The sequence below is a fragment of the Roseibium hamelinense genome (assembly GCF_007830545.1).
Lineage (GTDB): Bacteria > Pseudomonadota > Alphaproteobacteria > Rhizobiales > Stappiaceae > Roseibium > Roseibium hamelinense.
In genome coordinates this window covers 313,731-329,596 of the sequence record NZ_VLLF01000002.1, presented here as the reverse complement: position 1 = coordinate 329,596, position 15,866 = coordinate 313,731, and the positions used below count along the sequence as shown (strand labels likewise).

Annotated in this window: 12 protein-coding genes; 3 read left to right on the top strand and 9 right to left on the bottom strand. The window is 57.3% G+C overall.

Annotated elements, in window-relative coordinates; translation table 11 throughout:
• The first annotated feature begins 295 nt into the window (after positions 1 to 295).
• Entirely contained in the window at positions 296 to 1,309 is a 1,014-nt protein-coding gene (gene sbmA / locus JM93_RS06330) for a peptide antibiotic transporter SbmA (RefSeq protein ID WP_145341400.1), read from the top strand.
• Positions 1,310 to 1,371: 62 nt separating this feature from the next.
• Here sbmA and JM93_RS06325 read toward each other — a convergent pair whose 3' ends face one another.
• From JM93_RS06325 to JM93_RS06305, 5 genes are all read right to left on the bottom strand, one after another.
• Positions 1,372 to 3,675, bottom strand: coding sequence for a xanthine dehydrogenase family protein molybdopterin-binding subunit (locus JM93_RS06325; RefSeq protein WP_145341398.1), 2,304 nt, complete (start codon positions 3,673 to 3,675; stop codon positions 1,372 to 1,374).
• Positions 3,676 to 3,802: 127 nt separating this feature from the next.
• A complete protein-coding gene (locus JM93_RS06320; RefSeq protein WP_145341396.1) occupies positions 3,803 to 4,849 on the bottom strand; it encodes a succinylglutamate desuccinylase/aspartoacylase family protein in 1,047 nt (348 codons plus the stop codon).
• A complete protein-coding gene (gene rimK / locus JM93_RS06315) occupies positions 4,846 to 5,751 on the bottom strand; it encodes a 30S ribosomal protein S6--L-glutamate ligase (protein ID WP_145341394.1) in 906 nt (301 codons plus the stop codon). The genes JM93_RS06320 and rimK overlap by 4 nt, the downstream gene beginning before the upstream one ends.
• Positions 5,748 to 6,251: an ATP-dependent zinc protease family protein gene (locus JM93_RS06310; RefSeq protein ID WP_280114412.1), complete on the bottom strand. Its 504-nt coding sequence runs from the start codon at positions 6,249 to 6,251 to the stop codon at positions 5,748 to 5,750. The genes rimK and JM93_RS06310 overlap by 4 nt, the downstream gene beginning before the upstream one ends.
• 148 nt (positions 6,252 to 6,399) lie before the next feature.
• Positions 6,400 to 6,990, bottom strand: coding sequence for a VOC family protein (locus tag JM93_RS06305; RefSeq protein ID WP_145341390.1), 591 nt, complete (start codon positions 6,988 to 6,990; stop codon positions 6,400 to 6,402).
• A gap of 250 nt (positions 6,991 to 7,240) precedes the next feature.
• On the opposite strand from JM93_RS06305, the gene JM93_RS06300 reads away from it, so the two are divergent.
• Positions 7,241 to 8,251 carry a DMT family transporter gene (locus JM93_RS06300; RefSeq protein WP_145341388.1) on the top strand — a complete coding sequence of 337 codons (1,011 nt, stop codon included), beginning with the start codon at positions 7,241 to 7,243 and terminating at the stop codon, positions 8,249 to 8,251.
• A gap of 15 nt (positions 8,252 to 8,266) precedes the next feature.
• On the opposite strand, the gene JM93_RS06295 is transcribed toward JM93_RS06300, so the two are convergent.
• The 4 genes from JM93_RS06295 to ade all read right to left on the bottom strand — a co-directional run bounded on the left by JM93_RS06295 (position 8,267) and on the right by ade (position 14,144).
• Positions 8,267 to 9,151: a helix-turn-helix transcriptional regulator gene (locus JM93_RS06295; protein WP_145341386.1), complete on the bottom strand. Its 885-nt coding sequence runs from the start codon at positions 9,149 to 9,151 to the stop codon at positions 8,267 to 8,269.
• A gap of 114 nt (positions 9,152 to 9,265) precedes the next feature.
• Positions 9,266 to 10,939: a long-chain-fatty-acid--CoA ligase gene (locus JM93_RS06290; protein ID WP_145341384.1), complete on the bottom strand. Its 1,674-nt coding sequence runs from the start codon at positions 10,937 to 10,939 to the stop codon at positions 9,266 to 9,268.
• Between the two features lie 323 nt (positions 10,940 to 11,262).
• Positions 11,263 to 12,423, bottom strand: a complete 1,161-nt coding sequence (locus tag JM93_RS06285) for an AAA family ATPase (RefSeq protein WP_145341381.1) — start codon at positions 12,421 to 12,423, stop codon at positions 11,263 to 11,265.
• A complete protein-coding gene (ade, locus tag JM93_RS06280) occupies positions 12,420 to 14,144 on the bottom strand; it encodes an adenine deaminase (RefSeq protein ID WP_145341378.1) in 1,725 nt (574 codons plus the stop codon). Before ade ends, JM93_RS06285 begins: the two co-directional genes overlap by 4 nt.
• 390 nt (positions 14,145 to 14,534) lie before the next feature.
• Between ade and JM93_RS06275 the strand changes: the two genes are divergently transcribed.
• Positions 14,535 to 15,803: an ROK family transcriptional regulator gene (locus tag JM93_RS06275; RefSeq protein WP_244300773.1), complete on the top strand. Its 1,269-nt coding sequence runs from the start codon at positions 14,535 to 14,537 to the stop codon at positions 15,801 to 15,803.
• Positions 15,804 to 15,866 lie beyond the last annotated feature (63 nt).

Genomic DNA, 15,866 nt, shown 5'->3' with positions numbered 1-15,866 from the left:
CCTGTGGGCCACTCTGTCAGATTTTCAATTCAGGCAGGCCGCACCTGGAGCATAATACTCAAGACAGGGAAGCACCGTAGACTGAAAACACGCGAGATGTGAGATAGGGACCGTACGTCCGATTTGGGCAGGCAGCAACACGCAACGTGGCATGGCTGCCGCAGCACATTCGAATGGCTGGGCGCAAACTGGTCGGGGATGATCAGAATATTGTATTGCAACCAGGAGGCCATGCACACAAATGAACGACTCGCCCTATGTTTGGGAGACGTGTGCACTATAACGAGGCGCTCGCATGTTCAAATCGTTTTTCTTGAACCGTCAATGGTTCTGGTGGGCCTGGCTCGGCTCTGCGCTGATCCTTGTTGCAAGCTGGTATCAGGTCGAGCTTGATGTTGAGATAAACGAGTGGTTCGGCACCTTTTACGACACGGTTCAAAAAGCGCTTGGCGAACCAGGGTCGGTCACGTTTGGCGAGTACATGGCCGAAATGATGACGTTCCTGCGCATTGCCGGGATCTACATCTTCATCGCCGTGGTACTCGATTTTTTCATCAAGCACTTCATCTTCCGCTGGCGCACAGCCATGAACGACTACTACATGGCTCATTGGCATGTGGTGCGCAATATTGAAGGCGCGGCCCAGCGCGTTCAGGAAGATACCATGCGCTTTGCCCGGATCATGGAGGGTCTCGGTGTCTCGTTCATGCGGTCGATGCTGACCCTGTTCGCGTTTTTGCCGCTGCTTTGGGACTTGAGCGCGAACGTCACCGAGCTGCCCTGGATCGGCGAAGTCAGCCACTCGCTGGTCTATGTAGCGATCCTGTCAGCTGCATCTGGCACGGTTCTGCTTGCAGTGGTTGGGATCAAGCTGCCGGGCCTGGAGTTCCAGAACCAGCGCGTGGAAGCCGCTTACCGAAAAGAACTGGTCTATGGCGAAGACCATGAGGATCGTGCCGATCCTCCATCCGTGTTAGAACTGTTCGGCCATGTGCGGAAGAACTATTTTCGCCTGTATTTCCACTATCTGTATTTTGATGTCGCGCGCTACTCCTACCTGCAGGCAACGGTTCTCGTGCCGTACATCGCGCTTGCGCCGACTATTGTCAGCGCGTCGATCACACTGGGTGTCATGCAACAGATCGTGCGGGCGTTTGGGCGCGTTGAGAACTCGTTCCAGTATCTGGTGAATGCGTGGCCCACGATTGTGGAGCTGATGTCGGTCTACAAACGCTTGCGGGCATTTGAAGACCATATCAAAACCTATGAAAAGCACGGCGGCCAGCCGCGGCCAATGCCGGCCGAGTAAAGCCAAATACCCAAAAGAAAAACGCCCGGCCTGGACCGGGCGTTTTTGTTGCTTCAAGGTGGTTATGCCTTGGCGGCCTGGATCGCCTCCCAGACGCGGTTCGGCGTTGCCGGCATGTCGATTTGCTCAACCCCGGCGCCATCTTTCAGCGCCATGTTCAGAGCGTTCATCACCGAAGCACAGCCGCCGATGGTTCCCGCCTCGCCAGCGCCCTTGATGCCCAGCGCGTTCGTCGTGGAGGGAACATTGCGGGTCTGGAAGTCGATCTCCGGCATGTCCTCTGCGCGCAGCAGGCGGTAGTCCAAAAGCGAAGCCGTCAGCAGCTGGCCGTCTTCATCAAACACGGTACGTTCGCACAATGCCTGGCTGATTGCCTGAGCCGTTCCGCCATGCACCTGCCCTGCCAGCAGAAGCGGGTTCACAGTGACCCCGAAATCATCGACGATCACATAGTTCAACAGCACCACATCGCCGGTCTCCGGATCCACTTCCAGCTCGCAAATATGCGTGCCGTTCGGATAGGTCGCCTCGGACTGCTTGACCTCATCATGCCCTGTCAGCTTTTCAGGAGCCGCAGCGGCCACCTCTGCCAGCGTCACCAGCCGGTCCGTGCCCACAACACGCACCTCGCCGCCGACCAATTCGAGATCCTCTGCTCCCACTTCCATCTTGTTGGCCGCCAGATCCTTGATCTTGGACACCAACGACTTGGAAGCGCCTTCTACAGAAGGCAAGCCGAGCGGGATGGAGCGTGAACCGCCCGTGCCGCCACCTTTTTTGACGCGGTCGGTATCTCCCTGAACGACTTCGATACTATCAAGATCAAGGCCAAGCTGTTCCGCAATCACCTGGCTATAAGCGGTCGCGTGGCCCTGCCCGTTGGTCTGGGTGCCAATCAGAAGCGTCACGGTACCGTTCTGATTCAGTTCCAGAGTTGCTTCCTCGCTGCCGGCGAAAGCGCAAGCCTCAATATAGCAACACATGCCGATGCCGCGATACCTGCCGCGTGCGGCGCTATCGTTCTTCCTGCTCTCAAATCCGGCCCAGTCGGCAGCCTCAAGCGCGGCTTCCATATGTCCGATGTAGTCGCCGGTATCATACATCCGCCCCGTTTGGGTCGTGTAGGGCAACGCTTCCTTCGGAATGAAGTTGCGGCGGCGGATCTCAACCGATCCGAGGCCTGTTTCCTGTCCAGCTTTTTCAATGAGGCGCTCAATCAGATATGCCGCTTCCGGCCGTCCGGCCCCGCGGTAGGCATCAGTAGGCACCATATTTGCGTAAACGCCTGTCGCCGTCACATAGAGCGCTGGCACATCATAAAGACCGGACGACATGGAGGTGCCGACGAATGGAATAAACGGGCCGAACTGGTGCAGATAGGCACCCATGGACGCCAGGACGTCGATTTTAAGGCCCAGGATCTTGGCATCTTTGTCGAGCGCAAGCTCGGCCGTTGTCACGTTGTCACGGCCGTGGGCGTCAGTGATGAAGTGCTCTGTGCGTTCACCGATCCATTTCACGGGTTTGCCAAGTTTTTTTGCCGCAACGAGACACAAAGGGTACTCACGGTAGGTGAACATTTTTGTGCCAAACCCACCGCCCACTTCGGGTGTGATCAAGCGGAGATGAGCCGGATCAATCCCCAGTATGTCCTTGCAGATGACATCACGCATGCCATGTCCACCCTGGGTCCCTGCGGTGAAGGTGTACCGCTCGGTCTCCGGGTCATACTCGGCAACACAACCGCGTGTTTCCATGTAGTTCGCGACCAGGCGATTGTTGTCGACCGTGATCGAGATAACCTTGTCGGCACGTTCGAACGCCGCCGCGCATTTGTCCGCATCACCATGGCCAAGTGTAAACGCCTTGTTGGTCCCAAATTCGGGCCAAACGAGGGGCGCGCCGTCTTTCAGCGCCTCTTCGATACCTGTGACAACATCAAGAGGATCGTAGTCAACTTCAATTAGTTCGGCCGCGGTCTTGGCGATGTTCACGCTGTCTGCCACGATAAATGCGATCGCATCCCCGACATAGCGCACCTCATCAGAGCACAGCACCGGCTGCGGCGGGCACTCGTGATTCGACCCGTCGATCTGCTTCATGCGCGCACGGGTCGGCATGGGCTTGAGGTCGGGAATATCGGCAGCGGTCAGGATTAGGTGAACGCCCGGCACCGCCTTGGCATCCTCAAGGTCGCCAAGGGTGATTTTGGCGTGTGCCATGGACGAACGCAGCACATAGGCGTGCAAACATCCCTCAGGCTGATAGTCGTCCGTGTAACGGCCGGTTCCGGTGATCAGCGAAGCATCTTCCTTGCGGCGCAGCGGAGCGCCGATCCCGAATTTGGGGGTCACCAACTGGTTCATGATCACGTCTGCCTTCAAATATTGGAATGAGCAGCGAGGCACCCGAAAGTGCGCTGTGCCCTAGAATTTATCCGGAACATAGCGCTGCGACTGCCACCTGGCCAGTCTCACATGCAGCGCCGCTCGTTCAGATGATCTCGTCCTCATCAAACAACGGATCCGCCTCAAGCTGCGAGGACAGGCTGTCAAAGGCGGCTTCCAAATCCTCGCGCTGCCGGATGTCAGCGATGTGAAACAGGCCATCCCCTTCATTGACAACCGGCAAATTGGTGCGCCCGATCACCAGCCCGCCCGCCCCTGCCTGGACGGGATACTCCTCCTCGCCAAAGGGATCGGAAATCAGGCCCAGCAACGCGCCCTCCTCAACGACCTCACCAATGGACTTGTAAGGCCGCAGCAGGCCTCCGGCCGGAGCCCGAACCCAGGTGCTGGAATTGGTGCGCAAGGAAGGGGCTTTCGGCTTCGACACCCCCTTTGCAGGGATCATTTTCATTGTCTTCATCACCCGGAGAATGCCGGTGACACCCGCCCGTATCGACATTTCGTCAAAGCGCAATCCTTCGCCAGCCTCATAGACCAGGACGTCGATGCCTTGAGCACGGGCCGCCTCGCGCATTGAGCCTTCACGGACTTTCGACCCCAGCACCACCCAGGCACCGAAAGCGCGCGCCAGATTGATGGTTTCCGGCTTCGATGCCGACAGGCGGATTTGCGGCAAGTTGGTCCGGTGAATGGCAGCCGAGTGCAGATCAATCCCGAAATCCGAACGGCAAACAACTTCCTGCATGAAAAGATGGGCGAGCCGCCCGGCCAGAGATCCACGCACGCTACCGGGAAACGACCGGTTCAAATCGCGCCGGTCTGGAAGATAGCGGGAATGATTTAAAAAGCCGAAAGCGTTGACGATCGGAATGACCAAAAGCGTCCCACGCAGACTGTCGACCTGCTGGGCCTTCAATACACGCCGGGCAATCTCCACGCCAATCACCTCATCGCCATGCACCGCTGCACTGACGAACATCACCGGCCCGGCTTTTTCCCCGTGGATCACATGGACTGACATGCTGACCGGGGTATGGTCGGACAGAACGCTGACCGGAAGATCGACCGTTTGCCGGGTTCCCGGCTGGATTTCGTGACCGCCGATGACAAACGGCGCGCGTTTCGTCCTCATCCACGGCCCTTGGTTTTCGTTTTTCCGGCAACAGCGGCTTTTTCGAGGAAGTCGATAATCTTGGTCGCGATATCGATCCCGGTTGCCTTTTCGATCCCCTCGATCCCAGGTGAGGAATTGACCTCCATGACAACCGGACCATGATTTGAGCGCAGAAGATCGACACCGCACACATTCAGGCCCATTGTTTTGGCAGCACGCAGAGCGGTTGATCGCTCTTCAGGTGATATTTTTACCTTTGCTGATGACCCGCCGCGGTGGAGATTCGAGCGAAACTCGCCTTCGGCACCCTTTCGGCGCATGGCAGCAACAACCTTGCCGCCGATCACAAACACACGGATGTCCTCACCGCCCGCTTCCTTGATGAATTCCTGCACCAGGATGTTCACGTTCGCGCCGCGGAATGCCTCTATCACTGACTTTGCCGAGCGCTCCGTATCGGCAAGAACGACACCGATGCCCTGGGTCCCTTCCAAAAGCTTGATCACAACGGGCGCACCACCCGCGGTCTTCAAGACCTCTTCGGTCTGTTTCGGATCGTGGGCAAAGGTCGTCACCGGCAATCCGATGCCTTCGCGCGCCAGGAGCTGCATTGAGCGCAACTTGTCGCGGGACCGGCCGATCGCAACCGATTCATTGAGTGGAAACACGTCCATCATTTCGAACTGGCGGAGCACGGCAAGCCCGTAATAGGTTATCGACGCACCAATGCGCGGGATGACCGCATCAAATCCGGTAAGCTTTTCGCCGTTGTAATAGATTTCCGGGCGCCGGGACGCAATGTTCATGTAGCATCGGAGGGTATTGACGATTTCAAATTCGTGCCCCCGTGCTTCAGCCGCCTCTTTCATCCGTTTGTGAGAATACAAATTCGGGTTCCGCGCCATCATAGCAATTTTCATGTGCCACTCCTCTGCCTCGATGAACCGGTCGGCTCCCGGGCTTTTGTGTCTGTTTCTGATTGCTGCACGCGACGCGTTTTCTTCTCGGGCGACACGCTTGCCAGGAAAGACCGGCCCGGGTGCACCACAATCCGGCGCCCCCGGATCGCCGTCCGGCCGAGGATCATGTCAAAACCCATTTTTTCGCGATTGGCGAGCGAGAGATCGATGTGCCAATGATGACGTCCCAGAACCATAAGGGTCCGGATGACTATGCGGCGCTCGGGAACGCCACTTGTGTTTTTGATATCGCGCTGGTCAAGGATCGGCACTTCGGCAAACAGAGACTTGTGATAGCGCGACGCCGGCACCCGGAACCGGACCCAGTTGGTGCCATCCTTTTCAAATGTGACCTGATCTTCCGCGTGGATTGCCGACGTGCGCGCACCGGTGTCAATCTTCGCGCGCATGTCCTGGATACCCAATTCCGGCAAAGAAACAACTTCCCGCCAACCCACCATTTCAAAAGGGCTTTTTGAAGAACCCTTCTTATCCGAAATCATCTGTTCCTGCCCCGCCGCGGCGAAAACGCATCTCGCACCGCTGCAAAAGCATTGCATGCGGATCGGGCGACTTCAACCGCAGAGTAAAGCCGACAGACGGCTGTCATCAGCTTTCGGTGTAAGGGTTTTTCGCGCTGCGGTCGTCTGAAAGGCTGCGGCGGGTTGTCAGGGTCAGACTTTCGATCGCATCTGCCAAATGCACCTCCTGAATATTGTAGTCTCCCCGTTCAACGCGGATCTTGTGCGCTTCGAGCATGACTTCGCCCATTTGAACCCCAGCCGGCGGTTCGAACCGGTAGGACGCGAGCTCGATCAGGAACCCGAGCGGATCACGGAAATAGATGGAATCCATGAAACCCCGGTCCTTTGGGCCGGTATATGGGACCCCCCGTTCCTCGAGACGCCCGGAAATCTGCTTGAAAGTCGCCTGGGAAACCGAGAGGGCCAGATGGTGGACATGCCCAGCTGTTTGGGCAACCGGTTCGGATTGCGGCTTGCGCTCTTCATGGGTGAAGATCGTGATTAACCGGCCGTCGCCTGGATCAAAATACAGATGGCTTTCCATCGGCTGGTCGAGATTGGGCTGCTCGAAAACGAACGGCATGCAGAGAACGCCTTCCCAAAAGTCGATCGAGGTTTGCCGGTCCGCACCTGTCAAGGTGATGTGATGAATGCCCTGTGTTTGTATTTTGCGCATGGCGTTTCCCGGATAGCTCCGCTCCCTTCTGTTCACTGACCAAAAAGATACAGCGCTCAAAGCGCATAACAATGTTCGGAACTGTGAACAGTGCGTCTCCTCAAGCGCCCGATTGCAAGAATTCAGGGTTCCCAATTAATAAGGAAGGCTTATGTTATCGGATCAACACGTCTTCGTTCGAACCAATGCGGATCCCTGTCCCCGGCCAGGATCGGCTCGTTCAAACCAAAGCTGCCAACTGGAATAAAACATGCACCTGCAGGATCAGGACAGCAAGACATGCGCAGCACACGAAACCGCCCCAACCGGCGCGTCTGACCGGACGGTTAGCTGGCCCCGGAGCCTGCGCGCGCTGACCGGAAGACTACCGCCCAACACGATCGGCGGTCTTTGGATCCTGCTGGCCGCCTTCCTGTTCACCATCATGACAGCCTTGATCAAGCTCGTCGGCGCAGACCTTAGTGTCTTCCAAATTCTCGCTGTACGTCAGGCGATTATGGTGCTGATCGTGCTTCCAAAGATCGCCAGCGGCTTGCCCGGCTCGCTTGCCAGCGCGCGCCCTCGGCTGCAAGCCGCCCGCGTTGTCTTTGCAACGACGGCCATGCTGTGCGGCTTCACTGCCCTCATCGAACTTCCCCTGGCAGATGCGACCGCGCTCAGTTTCTCAAAAACTTTTTTTGTCACCATCTTTGCGATCTTCCTGCTTGGCGAAACAGTCGGCGTTCATCGTTGGGGGGCGACGATCGTCGGCTTTCTGGGTGTTTTGCTTATGCTTCGACCGGAAGGCACAGGCTTCGTCGATCCCTATGCGCTACTGGCGATTGCCGGAGCCGCTGCCGCCGGAATGGTCATGGTGATTATCCGCATCCTGACACGGACTGATCCTCCGGTCACCATTCTCACCTACCAGGCGGTATTTGTTGGCCTGATCATGGCGGTTCCGGCCTACCTGACCTGGACGCCACCAACCCTGAACCAATGGCTGCTGCTGATCGCCATCGGTATCGTGTCCTGGGCAGCGCAATTGTCGAATATCAGGGCTTTTCGCTCGGGCGAAGCAACGGCAATCGCATCGCTCGACTACACGCGGCTGCTGTATGCGACAGTTTTCGGCGTTCTGATTTTCAGTCAATGGCCAAAGCTTGAAACGCTAGCCGGGGCGGCGGTTATCATTTGCGCCTCGATTTACACGGTTCGGCGTGAGGCAATCCGGGGACGCGCGCTGGCCCGCGGCCCTGATGGGCGCGGTTACAACAATTGACCTGGCCGCATGAGATCAGGTTCCGTTGAACTGCACCTGCCCAGCAAAGCGGATATCATATCCTCCGAACTGGCCAGCTTTATCGGCAAATGCGGTGCTGCGGGAAAAAGCCAAGAGCTTTTGAAAGGGCACTTCGAAAAAGTCACGTCGAGTGACCAGCAAGTCGAACCGTTCGTTCAACACTGGCAGAAACTCCAGCCGCGATTGGCGTGCGGAACTCTCAAGGCCAAAGGCGACATCGGCCTCACCGGAAAACACGGCCTGTGCCGCTTCACGCTCATCGCGCACCATCGGCCCGGTCAAAACCCGCTCGGCGAAATTTGGGCCGAGCTTTGCGAATTGCTTGGTTAGCAAGACATGGCTTCCCGCACTTTCCTGGCGGCGCGCCAAACGCTTTCCGGCCAGGTCCCCCAGACCTCGGATCTTAAGCGGATTGCCTTGGGGAAGGATCAGGCCGCGCCGGCGCATGGCCCAAGAGATCAACACGACAGGCCGGAACTTGAATTCCCGCAGGACGACATCGCGGTTCCACCCATCCCCCTCATCATCAGGAATGTGCAATCCGGCGGCCAATCCTTCGGCAGCCGCAAAACGCCTCAGTCCGTCCAGACTGCCGTCGAACAAGCTGGCGAGCCCGCATTCAGACGATCGGAGCGCCCATTCCAACAAGGGGTCGTGGCTGCCGACAATGACCGGCGGTCGCGGACCATCTCCGCCGCTGCTCTCGCCCGCACGTTCAATCCAGGCCAGCACCGCATCGCGAGGAAACAGCAGCTTGCCGGTTGCCCGGCTGTGCGGCACATCCCCGGTGGCGACAAGATCGTAGACCTTGCGCTCCTTGACCCGGATCAGGTCCGCCAGTTCTTTCGTTGTGAGATAAAGCGGAAGATCTTCCAACATGCACTGGGCTCGACGAAAAAACGGTCTAATGTGACCTGGAGCCTTCCCGGTACCCCGATGGGCTGCCAAAGGCAAGCAGCGGAGCCCTTTGTGGTCCCCGCTGCGTATTTGCTATCAGGCCGCGCTTTCCGCCGAAAGTTCTGAGCGCTTTGCCGCTTCTTCCTCAACCAGCTCCTTTTTCGACAGCTTGCCGACCATAGTTTTGGGCAGTTCGTCGCGGAACTCGTAGTCGCGCGGAAGTTCGATCGGCGACAGGTGATCCTTTAGGAATGTCTTCAGTTCCTGAGCGCTCAGCTCGTACCCGTCTTTCAACTTCATGAACGCCTTCGGCGCCTGACCACGATAGTCATCGTGCACGGCAATCACGATCGTCTCTGCAACGGCTTCGTGCTGATAAATCGCTTCCTCGATCACACGGGGATAGACGTTGTAACCCGAACACAAGATCAGATCCTTGATGCGGTCAACCAGATAGATGAAGCCGTCCTCGTCCTGATACCCGACATCGCCGGTGTGGAGATACCCATCCGGTTCGATCGTCTCGGATGTGGCATCCTCACGCTTCCAGTAGCCCTTCATGATCTGATGGCCGTGAAGCAGGAGCTCGCCCTTTTCGCCTTTGGCGACTTCGGTCTTGCGGTCTTCGATATCGACAAACCGGGCGGACGTGCCTGGCACAAGACGGCCGATAGACCCCGCCCTGCTGGTCCGGTCCAGCGGATTGACGCAAGCAACGGGAGACGACTCGGTCAGGCCGTAGCCTTCCACCAGAATACAGCCCGTCAGCTTCTCGAAGTTTTCCTTGACCTCCACCGGCAGCGGAGCGCCGCCGGACAGACACAGGTTCACGCTGGTGAGATCATAGTCCTTGGTAATTGGAGAATTGTTGATTGCCGTAAAGATTGTTGGAACACCCGGGAACAGGGTCACTTTCTTTTTCTGGATGACGTCAAGAACATCCTTCAGTTCAAATCGCGGCTGCAACACCATTTCAGCACCAAGGATCACTGAAAGGTTTTGCGCAACGGTCATTGCGAAAACGTGGAAGAAAGGCAAAACGCAAAGCACTTTTTCTTCGCCCGCCTTCGCCTTCTCAAAGACGCACCGCATCTGCTCAATATTGGCCGACAGATTGCGATGGGTCAGCATGGCGCCCTTCGGAACGCCGGTTGTTCCGCCCGTATACTGAAGGACCGCGATCGCCTCTTTCGGATCGATGTCAGCCGCCTGAACCGAACTGCCTTTCGTCTGAAGATCGGCAAACCGGACATGCGCCGCATCCTGCGGGATGGAAGCAACATCCTTGCGCTTGAAAAGGCTGAACAGGACTTTTTTCACCGTCGGCAAGATGCCTGTCATTGGACAAACGATGATGGTATCGAGCAACTTTTCCTGGCGGACAGCCTCGACCTTGTCATAGATGACCTTTAGATCCATGGTCACCATGATGCGGACATCGGCATCGCGCGCCTGAAACGCCAGTTCGCGCTCGACATAAAGCGGATTGAAGTTCACCACCGTGGCGCCGAGCTTCAGAATGGCGAAATAGAACACCGTGTAGTACGGCGTGTTCGGCAAACACAGACCAACGTGAACGCCGGGTTTCACACCCATTGCCTTGAGACCGGCGGCGGTCCTGTCGACCATGGCACCGATGTCTTTGTAGCTCCAAACGCGCCCCATGAAATCGGCGGCGGGCCGATCTCCGAACTTGGCAACGGTGTCTTCTAGATATTCGTGTACCGGACGGGGCTTGAATGCCGCGTTCCACTCCTCCGCAGTCGTCATTGGCGAACTCCAACGCTCTTCTGGTTGAAACGCCAGAGTTCCGCAGACATACGCATCCATAGTCTCGGCCCAAAATAATTCGGGCTGACGTTTCCTCACCTGCGTATTGCCTTGTCACCCGGCGCGGCCATTTTTGGCCTTTGATGTGAAATGGGCATACGCTAACGTAAACGTCAACTCACGACGTTACGACACCTACCCCAAAAAATGTGGTTTCGAGCACACTTTCCATGAAAGGTTGCATATTTTGATCGACTAACGCAATCTCTCAGCGCATATCCTATCTGAGTGGAAGTTTGCCAGATCGCACACGCTTGGGCAAATCACGACCGTTTCGGCCAGGTCCATTTTGGTGCGTCACCCCCTTCAACAAGGGTTTCACCAAGATCCTTTCGCAGCTCGTAGCGAACACAGCATCGATTGTTTGCCAGCACCTCAATGAGCGGTTTGGCGTGCGAGACAACGATGACCTGGGTTTCCCGGCCAGCCCGCTCAATCAATCGGGCCAGAGGCTCCAAAAGCGCGGGATGCAAGCTTGTTTCCGGTTCGTTCAAAACGAGAAGCGGCGCAGGCCGGGGAGACAAAAGCGCTGCAATCAACAGAAGATACCGCAGCGTTCCATCCGACAGCTCCCCGGTTCGCAGAGGCCGAAGCAACCCTTTTTGATGCATCAAGACCTCGAAATAGCCGTCATTGACGACAATCTCGATCCTGGCTCCTGGAAAAGCGTCATCGACAGCCTCAGCCAAAGCCGCTTCGTCTCCGATCTCATAAATCGTCCGCAGGGCTGCGGCCAAATCAGAGCCGTCTGACGACAGCACCGGTGTGCGGGTACCAATCTTTGGCGCGCGTGCGGGAGCATCAGAGTCTGTTCGGAAGTGATCGTAAAACCGCCAGGCCCGCATACGCTCACGCAAGACAAGAAGCTCCAGCCCGTCCTTTGGATCGGCTGCATGGGTCATCATGCTGTCGTAGCGGGCCAGGTTCTGAACCACCGGCATGCGCTGCCCGCGGTCATTCAACACCCGCACCATCGGGCCGCTGCGGCCGGCAATCTCGTTCGAGCGCGACAGCGCCTCACCTGCCCAAAGGGCTTCTGACTTGATCTCGGGATCCATCGAAAAATAGGATCGCCCGGCATCGGCCGGCAATCCCATGTCAATGGCGTAACCGTAGTCTTCGTCTGCGAACCCAAGCTTCAGGCTGACGACCTTGTTGCGCACCGTGCCCTGCACAGGAACCTCACCCTTGCGCATCGCTTTGGAAAATTGTTCAGGCCCGGCCCACAACGTCGATTGCAGACCGCCTTCCCGTGCCAGGGATGCGATCGCACGGCCTTGTGCGATGTCCGCAAGCAAGCGGATCGACCTGTAAAGGCTCGACTTGCCGCTGCCGTTCGCCCCGGTAATCAATGTGATCTTTTCTAGCGGGATCACCACGTCTCTGAGCGAACGGTATCCCGCAACTGCCAGCGTCAGGATCATGCAGCCGGATCCACAAGCTCAAACTTGTTGACGTCAAACAGCCCGAGATCCGTAATCTTGAGGTGCGGGATCACCGGCAACGGCAGAAAGGCCACCTGCAAGAACGGCTCTGGCAGAGTGCATCCGAGCTCGGTTGCCGCTGAACGTAGCGTTTGCAAGGCGTCATGAACGCTCTCAAACGGCTCAAGGCTCATGAGCCCGGCCAGCGGCAGCGCAAGTTCCGCTTTCGGGCCATCCGCATCCGCCACAACAAATCCGCCCTTCAAATCTATGACCCTGTTGACCGCATGAGCCATCGCTGCCTCATCGGCACCAACAACGCAGATGTTGTGGCTGTCATGAGCGACCGAAGACGCAATGGCACCTGCTGTCATGCCAAAACCGGAGACAAACGCCACCCCGATGTTGCCTGTCATCTTGTGGCGCTCGACAACTGCGACTTTCAAAACGTCCTGCCCCGTATCGATCTGTGCTTCGCCGTTTTCGACGGGGACCGCCTTCGACAGATCCTCGGTGATGATCCGTCCGGGAACGACACCGATAACCCGGCTTTCCTGATTGCGCGCCGAAACTTTGAAGTTCTCAGCGGTCACCCTGTGGGCGTTGACGCTGTCGAGCCCAACCGGGGCGACCGGCTTCCGCATGTCGAAAGCGGTTTGGGACGCCAACACGCCGCCCGAAATAACGCTGGAGACCCGGCACTCTTCAAGGTTGTCCAGCAGGACGATATCCGCCCGCCATCCAGGTGCAATCTGACCACGGTCCATCAACCCGAATGCGCGCGCGGCAGACCAGCTGGCGGCCCGGTAGGCATCCAGAGGACGTGTTCCCCCGGCAATCAGGCGCCGGATCATGCTATCGAGGTGACCTTCCTCAGCGATGTCCAGCGGATTGCGGTCGTCCGTGCACAGCGCGACAAAACCGGACACATCTGGCTGAAGGATCGGCGCCAGGGCATCCAGATCCTTTGAAACCGACCCTTCCCGGATCAGGATTGTCATGCCCTTGGACAGCTTCTCAAGGGCCTCTTCGGCGCTTGTCGCTTCGTGGTCTGTGCGGATGCCTGCTGACAGATACGCGTTGAGAGCAGTGCCGGACAATAGCGGCGCGTGGCCATCTATGTGTCGGTCCTGGAAAGCCGCCAACTTTGCCAAAACTTTCGGATCACGGTGGATCACGCCCGGAAAATTCATGAACTCCGCAAGCCCGATCACTTGCGGATGATCCCTAAACGGCAAAAGGTCCGCGATCTCAAGGCAGGCGCCCGACGTCTCGAACTGAGTTGCCGGTACGCAAGATGACAGATTGATCCGGACATCCATAAGTGTCCGTTCCGCGCATGAGAGAAAATACCGTATTCCCTCGCTGCCCAGGACATTTGCGATTTCATGCGGGTCACAGATCGCGGTTGTTACGCCGTGCGGCAATACACACCGTTCGAATTCAAAGGGCGTTACAAGCGACGATTCGATGTGAAGATGGGTGTCGATGAAGCCGGGCACGGCAAAGCGTCCTTGGGCGTCGATCTCCACCTTTCCAGAATACTCCGCGTGAGTGCCGACAATCCGGTCGCCGACAATCGCAATGTCCGTCTTGGTAACGGACCCGTCGAGCACGCTGAACAACTTGGCATTTTTCAAAACAATATCCGCGTTGGCCTGCTTGCAGCCTGCAGCGATTGCGCGCTCTAAAAAATCTGCGCCATGGTTTTGAACAAGCATCATCGTCTCCAACAATAAACATCTGCGCCGGACCGGCTGGGTCTGAAGCGCCCAATGCGGCGGAAGACTATAGCCGTTTCAAAAAAACGGCGAGTGCTTGCGCAAGCACACCGTCGGCAAAATGCTTTTTTTCAACGCAAACCAACTTTAAATCAGGCGCCTAAATCGGCCTTGCTGTCCAACGAGATACACCGTACGCTATAAATAAATATGAATTAAACCATTGAATAAAATATTTTTTTCAGAAGAGAAATTACTTCACACCGCAGCGCAACAACGAATGTGGTTGACAATTCAGCAGAGCAGCCGAATAATTTCATCAACAATAATTAATAGTGATCCAGCGCAAATAGCGCATACTGAACACCTAAGAGGTTGGGAGGCTTCACGGTGGCAGAGACGGGACGAACAGCACGCGGATCGAATTCCGCACAACTGCGCCGCTACAATGAACGGATCGTCCTGCAAATGCTTCGGCGCGCAGGTGTCGCCTCCAAGGCCGATCTTGCCCGTTCCGCTAAACTCACAAATGCAGCCATTGGCGGTATCATCCAGGCACTCATAGACGACGGTCTGATTGTTGAAACTGGAAAACGCCACGATGGGGGACGCGGCCAACCCGCGACCCTTTTGAAACTTGCCGCACGCGGCGCGTTCAGCTTCGGTGTCCGGGTCGACCGGACAAGTCTGGAAACTGTTCTCATCGACTTCGAGGGTAAGGTCATCGGACGCAGGGGGCACGACATGATCCTGCCAGCTCCTGAGCGGGCCCTGGAGATCATTGAAAAGGATCTGAGCAGTTTGAAAGAGCTGCTTAGCACGGATGAGGCAGCCCATGTGGCCGGGATCGGAATTGCCCAGCCATTCAATCTCGGCTCCTGGCTGCGCGAGCTCGGGCTCCCGGAAGCCAATTTCAAGAAATGGGATGACTTTGACCTCGCAACCGAACTCGAGACCCGCTGCAAACTGCCGACTTTCCGGGAAAACGACGGAACAGCAGCCGCCGTCGCCGAATTGTTTTACGGTCATGGCCGCCAGAATGACGAGTTCCTCTATCTGTTTCTCGGTCCGGCCATCGGCGGCGGGCTTGTCCTGAATGGCGATGTCGTCCGCGGCGTGTCCGGCAATGCGGGCGACGTTGCCATGATGCCGGTCCCGCCGAGCAAACTCTCGACCGCTCCAGCGCCGAAGAAAAACTGGGACATCTTGCTCACACGCGCATCCCTGGTGGCGCTTGCCCGGCATCTAGAGCCGGAACAGTTTTCCTCGCTCAGCCGCCACGACCTTCAGGCCGCTGCCAGCGAGGAACGTGCGGATGTCGGCGAATGGCTCGAAGATTGCGTCGATGCGCTCACGCCATCGGTGCGCTCGGCCCATGCCATTTTGGACTTTCCGGTCGTGATCATCGACAGTGACCTTGATCAGAGTTTTACGAGCAAACTGGCAAACCTTCTAAGCGCGTCGTTGCAGGAAGCCGCGCCGGAGGCGCGCATGGCACCTGACATCCTTGTCGGCAGCTTCAGCCAGGATGCCAGCGCGATTGGCGCTGCAACGCTTCCGCTGTTTTTCAATTTCTCGCCAAGAGCCACGATTTTAACCGGTGGCAAGGCGCAGGGCTCCGCCGGTGCGGCGGTCCATGAGGAGGGGGTCCCGCATTAGGCACTTTGAGGGATCGGGACGTCTGGCCGCTCCCGTCCTTTGAAACAACCTCACGGCCAGGGA